14 protein-coding genes are annotated in these 7,128 nt (G+C 29.3%); all 14 read right to left on the reverse strand.

The window, feature by feature from the left end:
- The coding region (locus Q0370_RS09160) for a hypothetical protein (RefSeq protein WP_299574939.1) at positions 1-1,092 on the reverse strand (1,092 nt) is incomplete at its 3' end.
- 12 nt (positions 1,093-1,104) lie between these two features.
- The gene (locus Q0370_RS09165) at positions 1,105-2,307 is read right to left on the reverse strand and encodes a PBSX family phage terminase large subunit (RefSeq protein WP_299574941.1); all 1,203 of its coding nucleotides are present in this window, start codon (positions 2,305-2,307) and stop codon (positions 1,105-1,107) included.
- A complete protein-coding gene (locus Q0370_RS09170) occupies positions 2,300-3,031 on the reverse strand; it encodes a hypothetical protein (RefSeq protein ID WP_299574943.1) in 732 nt (243 codons plus the stop codon). The genes Q0370_RS09165 and Q0370_RS09170 overlap by 8 nt, the downstream gene beginning before the upstream one ends.
- Before the next feature lie 152 nt (positions 3,032-3,183).
- Positions 3,184-3,342: a hypothetical protein gene (locus tag Q0370_RS09175; RefSeq protein ID WP_299574945.1), complete on the reverse strand. Its 159-nt coding sequence runs from the start codon at positions 3,340-3,342 to the stop codon at positions 3,184-3,186.
- 80 nt (positions 3,343-3,422) lie between these two features.
- Entirely contained in the window at positions 3,423-4,103 is a 681-nt protein-coding gene (locus Q0370_RS09180) for a hypothetical protein (protein WP_299574947.1), read from the reverse strand.
- Entirely contained in the window at positions 4,087-4,518 is a 432-nt protein-coding gene (locus Q0370_RS09185) for a hypothetical protein (protein WP_299574949.1), read from the reverse strand. The genes Q0370_RS09180 and Q0370_RS09185 overlap by 17 nt, the downstream gene beginning before the upstream one ends.
- 47 nt (positions 4,519-4,565) lie before the next feature.
- Positions 4,566-4,787, reverse strand: a complete 222-nt coding sequence (locus Q0370_RS09190; RefSeq protein ID WP_299574951.1) for a hypothetical protein — start codon at positions 4,785-4,787, stop codon at positions 4,566-4,568.
- Positions 4,788-4,802: 15 nt separating this feature from the next.
- The gene (locus tag Q0370_RS09195; RefSeq protein WP_299574953.1) at positions 4,803-5,183 is read right to left on the reverse strand and encodes a hypothetical protein; all 381 of its coding nucleotides are present in this window, start codon (positions 5,181-5,183) and stop codon (positions 4,803-4,805) included.
- A 9-nt stretch (positions 5,184-5,192) separates the two neighbouring features.
- Positions 5,193-5,330, reverse strand: coding sequence for a hypothetical protein (locus Q0370_RS09200; protein WP_295687973.1), 138 nt, complete (start codon positions 5,328-5,330; stop codon positions 5,193-5,195).
- Between the two features lie 105 nt (positions 5,331-5,435).
- Complete coding sequence (locus tag Q0370_RS09205; protein ID WP_299574955.1) at positions 5,436-5,630, reverse strand: hypothetical protein; 195 nt, start codon at positions 5,628-5,630, stop codon at positions 5,436-5,438.
- Between the two features lie 49 nt (positions 5,631-5,679).
- Positions 5,680-5,910 carry a hypothetical protein gene (locus Q0370_RS09210; RefSeq protein WP_299574957.1) on the reverse strand — a complete coding sequence of 77 codons (231 nt, stop codon included), beginning with the start codon at positions 5,908-5,910 and terminating at the stop codon, positions 5,680-5,682.
- Positions 5,911-5,913: 3 nt separating this feature from the next.
- Positions 5,914-6,717, reverse strand: a complete 804-nt coding sequence (locus tag Q0370_RS09215; protein ID WP_299574959.1) for a putative HNHc nuclease — start codon at positions 6,715-6,717, stop codon at positions 5,914-5,916.
- Positions 6,681-6,866 carry a hypothetical protein gene (locus Q0370_RS09220; RefSeq protein ID WP_299574961.1) on the reverse strand — a complete coding sequence of 62 codons (186 nt, stop codon included), beginning with the start codon at positions 6,864-6,866 and terminating at the stop codon, positions 6,681-6,683. The genes Q0370_RS09215 and Q0370_RS09220 overlap by 37 nt, the downstream gene beginning before the upstream one ends.
- A gap of 1 nt (position 6,867) precedes the next feature.
- On the reverse strand, positions 6,868-7,128 hold a 261-nt coding region (locus tag Q0370_RS09225; protein WP_299574963.1), incomplete at its 5' end, for an ORF6C domain-containing protein.

Consider the following 7,128-nt stretch of genomic DNA (forward strand, 5'->3'; position numbering starts at 1 on the left):
CTTTTCATTTTCCATAAATGTATCAAAATATGTATAATTATTTTCAGTTAATTCAACCAAACTTCCTGACAATTCCAAAGCAATTTTGTCTAATTCTAGCAAACTTTTTATGAAGTCTTCCCTAAAACTTGCAACTTTCGTTTTAAGTCCATTATTCTTTAATAAATAAGTTTCCTCGCTGACATTTTGCGTTGCTGTATCTACCAAAAGATATTCGGGAAATAAATTTGATAGTCTTTTTTCTAATCTTGCTATATCGTTTTGCATTTCACTGATTAACGGATTTGTCAATTCAATATATTTAAAACTAGCTTCCATTTCTTTTGAATTTTGGGTATTGATAATTCTTTTATTTTTGTATCTAGCCTCTTCCAAAAGTTGTGCGTTCTTTTTAATTTTTGAATCACTAGAATTAACATCCGCAAATTGTTTTACTCCGTTTGCATGTAGCCAAGGATCTCCGTGTATTCCAAATATTCTCCCGATATAACATTCGGTTTCATTGATTTTATCTATAATATTCAATGCTTCTATAATATTGCTATCATTCTTGAATCTCGAAACAGGTATCTTTTCTAAAATAAAAGGTGTTTCAATAACATCCCCTTCTATTTTCTCAACCCTTTTAACAGTTCCATTATCGAGTTTTATATACTCTCTTGAATATTCCCTGCTTTGTTCTTCGCCATTTTCGTCGTAGTAAATTTGTTCTCCTTCGACCTTAAACCTTTTTATCTCCCCAAACACTTCAACGTATTCGATGTCATCTACACTATGTAAAAGATATCTAATCTGCTCATCTGGAGTTAATATAACTTCAACAAATACTTCTTCATTCAAATACATCTCTTTAGCAATTTTTTTACTGAAAGTAGTCATTTGATTGATTTCCCAAATTTCTTTTAATTTATCGTTGTCAATTCCTAAATCCTTTAAAGCTGTGTTTGATAAAGCTTTTACAATATCTCGAATCGGATTAAATATTTCGACAGTTCCGCCAAACAGTCCTGGCATATTCTTACTTAAATTTGATTTACTGTATTGTTCCCTATCATAATAAGTTTTAATTCTTGTTCTTTCTTCTCTAGTCATTAGCCCTCCTTCCTAATATAAATAGGCAATCCCGCCTTCATCTTTTTTTAAGCTATATAAAACATATCTTATCGCATCCATTACATCATCATTTTCCTTAACTGGCTCATCATTCTTCCCCCAGACATAAGAATAAATCTCATCTTCAAATTTCCCTTTAAACGCTTTTTCTGTAATTTTTAAAGCATTTCTTTTATACATTGCACCAACCAAATCAATTCCTTCTTTTACATCTTTTTTTGCATTTTCAGCATTTATTCCGAAATCTAATAACCCTTGCACATATTCAGTTCTAGCGCTATCGCAAAACACTCTTGATACTTGATATTCCTTATATTTCTGTAAAATAAGCATTTTCCAGTAGTCAAAATATTTATGCTGTTTCGCTATAACTTCAACGATATAATAATTATCTTCAAAATCCACTCCAATAACTACCAATGTTCCATAATGCTCAAATCCCCAGTCAACTCCAATGTAATATTCCTTTATTTCAATATTTTCTATGTCCTTAATTACATTTTCTTTTTCAGAAAAATCAGCAAACACAACACCTTCCTGTGCAACCCACAATCCTAAAACATCTCTATCGTAAGTTGCTCCTCGTGGAGTTGTCTTTTTGATAGAATCCACATACTCTTTATTGAGAAAAACGTTATCGTCTAACTTGAAATTACCGACTAAAATATTTAATCTGCCATTTTCTAATCTATCTCCAGCATTGTCGATATAATCTTTTTTTACAAAATGAGCTGGATTATCAGGATTGGTATCAATAAAAATCTTTGCACCTTCTCCTGAAGTTCTTGAAAACGCTTCAGTAATAAAAGTTTGATGTAATGCTGTTGCCTCATTTATATAAGTGCCGTGAGAGGTCATCCCTCTCATTTTTTTCCAGCTGTCTGCCTTTTCTCCACCGAATAAATAAATATTGTTTCCAAACAACTTGAAACTTCCGTCTTTTTTTGGCTTAAATTGTTTTCCTAACATTGTTTCCCAGTCGTTTAAAACATTTCTCCAAATACTTCCGCTCGTTGCTCCAATTATAATAAAATTAAGATTTTGATTGGCTAATGTTGCAATGTGCGATAACATCAGAAAATTATTTAAAAACGTTTTTCCGCTTCTTTTTGCTCCTGTCAGAATTGTTATTCTCGGCTGTTCTTTATTAAATGTTTTCAATACTTCGTACTGTTTGGGTGTTAAATCATTCATCTTTTCCAACCTTTTCCGTTATATTTTTTAACAGCTCAATCATTTCATTTTCTTTTTCTGAATCCTTGTCATCATTATTTTTAATTTTAGCTTTTTCAATTTCTAAACGTTCTTTTTGGATTTCTAAAGCACTCCTGCTTAACTCGTTATTTACAAGTTGTTCTTCTAATTCTGCTTGCCTATAATCAGAAATAACCCTAGCATTCACTTTTATATCTTTTTCAAACTCTTTCAAAAGTTCCAATTTTTGTTTAATCATTGTCATTTCTTCTTTATCTATGGTTTCAAGAATTCTAGTTTCCAGTTTTTCTTTTTCTTCGGTTATCCTTTTTAATCTTTCGACTGCATTATTATATTTTTGTGTTGCAATTTCATTTAAAACTTTTTCGCTTTGTTCTATCTGAATCTGCCTCACACTTTTTTTAATATCGTAATATTTAGTCTTTTTTATTCCGTGTTTTTCCGTGATTTCTTCTCTAGGAACATTATCAAAAATATCCTTTTTTATCTGTGTTTCCTTATCATTTGCACCATTTCTATTTTTGGTGCGTTTTTTAGAATTTGGTGCATTTCCTTTTGGTGCAACTTTTTTTTGCCATTTTTCTCTTTTTTTCCAGCTGTTAATAGTATTTGCACTAATTTTATATTTTTTAGAAAGTTCAGTAACTCCTACACCATTTTCAAATTCATTCCTGATTAATAATTTTATGTTTTCATTTTTCATTTCCTTTTACCTTTTTAGTTTTTTTAGACAAAAAAAGACCGTATATATAAAATCAAGGCTTTTTAGTTCCTCAAATTTATAAATACGGTCATCTTAATATTCATGTACTCAAATATTTATAACTTATTCAATTGTCTTGAAACATCTGCAATTTAGGTTGCCTTATTATTCGCATACTCTTTTTTATATTGCGATGTTTCTGTTTTCTGTATTGTTATTGTTCCGTTTGGTTTTCTTTCAATAACAATATTTCCAACTTTGTCGCTTTTTAAAAATTCTTCAATTTCTTTGAGTTCTTTTTTTGTGTTCAATTTTACCTCCTAATTATACCTTATTTTTTCTATATTTTCAAGTGTTTGAGTTTTGTTTTTTCTCGAAAAAAATTAAAATTCTAAACAATAATTTTTTTTGATTTTTCCATTACTTCCTTTATGCCTTTCAAACAACTTTTCACATGTTTCAAATTATGATAGACTATATTACTTGCTCTTCGTTCAAATTGAAATCGTGCTTGCATAAAATACGACATATAAACTTTATGATTATTTAAAGTATTATTTGATAAAAATCCAATAAAATCTAATAACTCTTCTATATTTTCACCCTTTTTAAATAATTTAATTGCTTTAGTTATTTCGTTTTGTAATTCATCCAAACCTTTTTCAACGCTTTTATGTTTTGAATAATAATTTCCTAATCGACCATAATTAAGAACTCCACCATAGGTTTTATGTTCCTTTTTTGCTTTTTCTATATATGACCTCGTGTTGTCTAGAGTGCCTTCTATCATTTGTTTAGTCTTTTGTTCTTTGTATCCTTTAACAAACCAAAAGTCTGCCCGTTCTTTAGGTGGAATAATTTTTCTAAAAGCTCCCAAAGAATCGCTTTCTATTTTACACTTTTCGCAACAAAAAAAGTACTCATAGTCAGGCATTTTCTTTTTAAAAATTCTAAATTCTAAACATCCGTCATCAACAATTTTCATGCCATTGTATTGTCTTATTGCTTTAATATAGTTCCCGCACTTGCCACATCGAAAAAGTGTTTCAACAACTTTAAATTTCTTTTCCATTTTTGTCTCCTTTTTTAAATATGATTAATTGTACCATTTTACACAATAAACTTTTTTGATGTTTTTCGTTCACTTCTTTTTGCTTTTGTTCCTGTTTTTCTTTTTCTTCTAGATAGTTTGCTGCAAATTCAAGAAATTTTTTCCCTTCTTCTCGAATCATTTTCTCTGTAAATTCTCTTATCAATTCTAATTCCATTTCTTCCGTAAATTCTCTTTTAAAAAGTACAATCACTTGTTTGTTTTTGAATTTTTCTGGAAAGTGTTCTTTTAGAAAATCTTTTTTAAATTTATAAAATTCCTCCCAACCAAAATCTGTTAAATTTTCATAAAAAAGCTTTTTGTCACCCATCAAATCATAAACATCATAATTTCCCCATTTACTCGCTCCTTTTGCCTCTCTTAGAATATCACTCATTCTTTATCCTCCTTAAACACCTTTTTATTATAATTAATTATACCACTTTATACTCTAATCGCAAAAAACTTTATAATCCAAACCAATCCGTAAATCACAAGCAGATTTACAATCATAGCAATTAAAGATGCTATTATATTGCTTATGTTGAATTTGAATGTTTTTATCTTGTTTTTAAATACAAGAACTAATCCGTAGACGTATCTTACTAGCACTGATGCAGCCGTTAATGTAATTAGTCCACTTATCATTCTCGTTATTATTTCCATTTATTCCTCCTAATTTTATAAATTCTCACCATAATCGTTTATTTTATCATATTGTTCCTTTGCCTTTTTAAGTTCTGCTTCATACTCAGATATTTTATTCTCAAGTTCTTTAAGCTCTCCTTTATTTTTGCTTTCTAAATATTCTTTTAATTTTGTAAATTTTTTATCAAATTGAGAACTTACTTCTTCTATTGATAAATCCCAACTTTGATAATCTTTCATATCACTTAAACGTATATCAAACTGTATTTTCTTTTCATAATTTAACTCGAACGATATAATGAGATAATCTATGTAATTTGTGTGTTCTTTTATTTCAAATTTTCTTACTGTTTCATCTTTCAATATTTCAGTTAATTCTTTTATTTTTATCCCATATAATTCAATAAGTTCCATTTTATTTCCTCATTTCTTTTTATACTTGTCTTTATTCAATATCTTCTCAAAAGTTGCTCTTTTATCATTTTTACTCCAAAAATTTCCAAAAAAGCCACGTTTTTCCCAGTTTTTTAAATTAAACTGCATTCTATCCTTGTTTTTCATACTTTCCTCCTCAACTTTATCGTTTTCCCAACATCATCCAAACGTTCTCGATGCCATTTTGCCGACACCAGCAATATGCTTTTCGTTGGTTTCAACAAAATGGTTTTACCCTGGATCTATTACTTTCAATAAAAACTCATACAATCCGCAAGCCATAAGTATTCCAAAACCTAAACTTGCTAACATTCCAAGCAGATTATAATTCTTCATTCTTTCAACTGCATTTTCAAATATTGCAGCAATAAGTGCAATCCAAAGTAAAATTGGCACTAGCAATATTAGTAATATCACTATTTTCATGTCTACTCCTAATCTTTTTCTAACAAAAATGATTTTTCACGACTGAACTTTATTTTTCTTCGTAAATTTCTAAAGTCCCTTGAATTTTATCATCTTCAATCACAAATATTCTATCATTTGTAGTTTTGTAATAAAATAATGTAAATCCGTCGTCATCTTCTTTTTTCTTATCTAATTCAAGCAATTGACACATTTCAATCAGAAGCCCTTTTTCTAGCAAATTATTATCCCAGATTTCTAAAAAAATTCGTTCATAATCCTGTTTTTCTTTTTGCGTCATTTTCTATTCCTCCTTAAATCCTTTAAAATGATTTTTATAAATTTTCTTCAGTTCTTTTATTTGTTCATCATCCAAATAAATACCCTTTACGTTGTATTTTCTTTCAAACGTCTGAACTCCCCAATTATGTTTCTGATTGTGATGTAATCTACACAATGATATGTACCGACCTTCCCGTCCAGTATCTTTTTTATAAGTTCCGTGAGTGCTTGCGATTGAATCCCAATGTTCCAAATCTATACTGTTATTTTCTGTATGATATTTTCCACATACAGCACATTTTCTATGTTTCAGCATAGAATAAATATATTTTTCTTCATTCTGCTGTTTATATAGCATTTGCATTTCTTCCCACATTGCTATATCGTTCTGTAAAAAATAGTCAAACAGAAAATTGGTAAATGCCACAGCTTCAGTATTGCTCATTAATTTAAGTGCCAAGCTAAAAGTATCATTCAGTTTTATAAATAACATTTGAATTTCATCGGTTACAAAATCCATTAAATCGTTTGTGATTATATTGATTTTGCTTTCTTTTGTGTAATTCTTGTCAATTATATCTCCAATTCTGTCTTTCAGCTTGCTTTCCATATTCTTAAAAGGATCATATCCCTTTATATTCTTGCCACTATGCTTAATATAAAGTTTTTTCAAGTCTTCCTTTGCCTTATAAAGAAAGTAGTCAGAAATGGCAGGCTTTTGCTTGCTAGTCTGCCAATTTATGTCTACACCTTTCAGCTTGTAAGCATAGCAGTCTATAAACCAGTATATTAATTTTTGGTTTTCTCTCGACATTCTTTTAGACATTTTCTCTTTGCCTTTCTTTTCTTTATAAATTTAATACCCTTAAATAAATTGGCATTAAGTTTTGCAAATTCAAAGTCACGGTTGTTCATTTCTATATTGCATAATATCTTTTCTTTTATTCTTTTGACTGTTTTCTCTTTTTCATCCATCTCAATTCCTCAATTCTGCTTTTTCTATCCAGTTCTGAACATACAGTAAGGCATTTTTCAAATCTTTTCTCTTCACATCACGGTAACTCGCAACTCCAAATCTGTCTTTCAAATCTCTGTATATTGCTGAAAACATTAATTTTCTTTCTGCATCTACTACGTCAAGTCTTTGAAACACTCTTAATGATACTGCTTTTTGTAATTTTCTTTGTTCTGTATGGTCTATTCTTATCTCGTTGTCAACTTTGTTTTCCACGATGTT

Origin of the sequence: uncultured Leptotrichia sp. (assembly GCF_938036635.1) — a bacterium.
Taxonomy (GTDB): Bacteria; Fusobacteriota; Fusobacteriia; order Fusobacteriales; family Leptotrichiaceae; genus Leptotrichia; species Leptotrichia hongkongensis.

Bases quoted from the DNA above. Each gene is read 5' to 3' on its own strand.
- Q0370_RS09210 (WP_299574957.1), bottom strand. From the start codon at position 5,910: ATGACGCAAAAAGAAAAACAGGATTATGAACGAATTTTTTTAGAAATC.
- Q0370_RS09220 (WP_299574961.1), bottom strand. From the start codon at position 6,866: ATGGATGAAAAAGAGAAAACAGTCAAAAGAATAAAAGAAAAGATATTA.
- Q0370_RS09185 (WP_299574949.1), bottom strand. From the start codon at position 4,518: ATGAGTGATATTCTAAGAGAGGCAAAAGGAGCGAGTAAATGGGGAAAT.
- Q0370_RS09190 (WP_299574951.1), bottom strand. From the start codon at position 4,787: ATGGAAATAATAACGAGAATGATAAGTGGACTAATTACATTAACGGCT.
- Q0370_RS09200 (WP_295687973.1), bottom strand. From the start codon at position 5,330: ATGAAAAACAAGGATAGAATGCAGTTTAATTTAAAAAACTGGGAAAAA.
- Q0370_RS09180 (WP_299574947.1), bottom strand. From the start codon at position 4,103: ATGGAAAAGAAATTTAAAGTTGTTGAAACACTTTTTCGATGTGGCAAG.
- Q0370_RS09195 (WP_299574953.1), bottom strand. From the start codon at position 5,183: ATGGAACTTATTGAATTATATGGGATAAAAATAAAAGAATTAACTGAA.
- Q0370_RS09170 (WP_299574943.1), bottom strand. From the start codon at position 3,031: ATGAAAAATGAAAACATAAAATTATTAATCAGGAATGAATTTGAAAAT.
- Q0370_RS09215 (WP_299574959.1), bottom strand. From the start codon at position 6,717: ATGTCTAAAAGAATGTCGAGAGAAAACCAAAAATTAATATACTGGTTT.
- Q0370_RS09205 (WP_299574955.1), bottom strand. From the start codon at position 5,630: ATGAAAATAGTGATATTACTAATATTGCTAGTGCCAATTTTACTTTGG.
- Q0370_RS09165 (WP_299574941.1), bottom strand. From the start codon at position 2,307: ATGAATGATTTAACACCCAAACAGTACGAAGTATTGAAAACATTTAAT.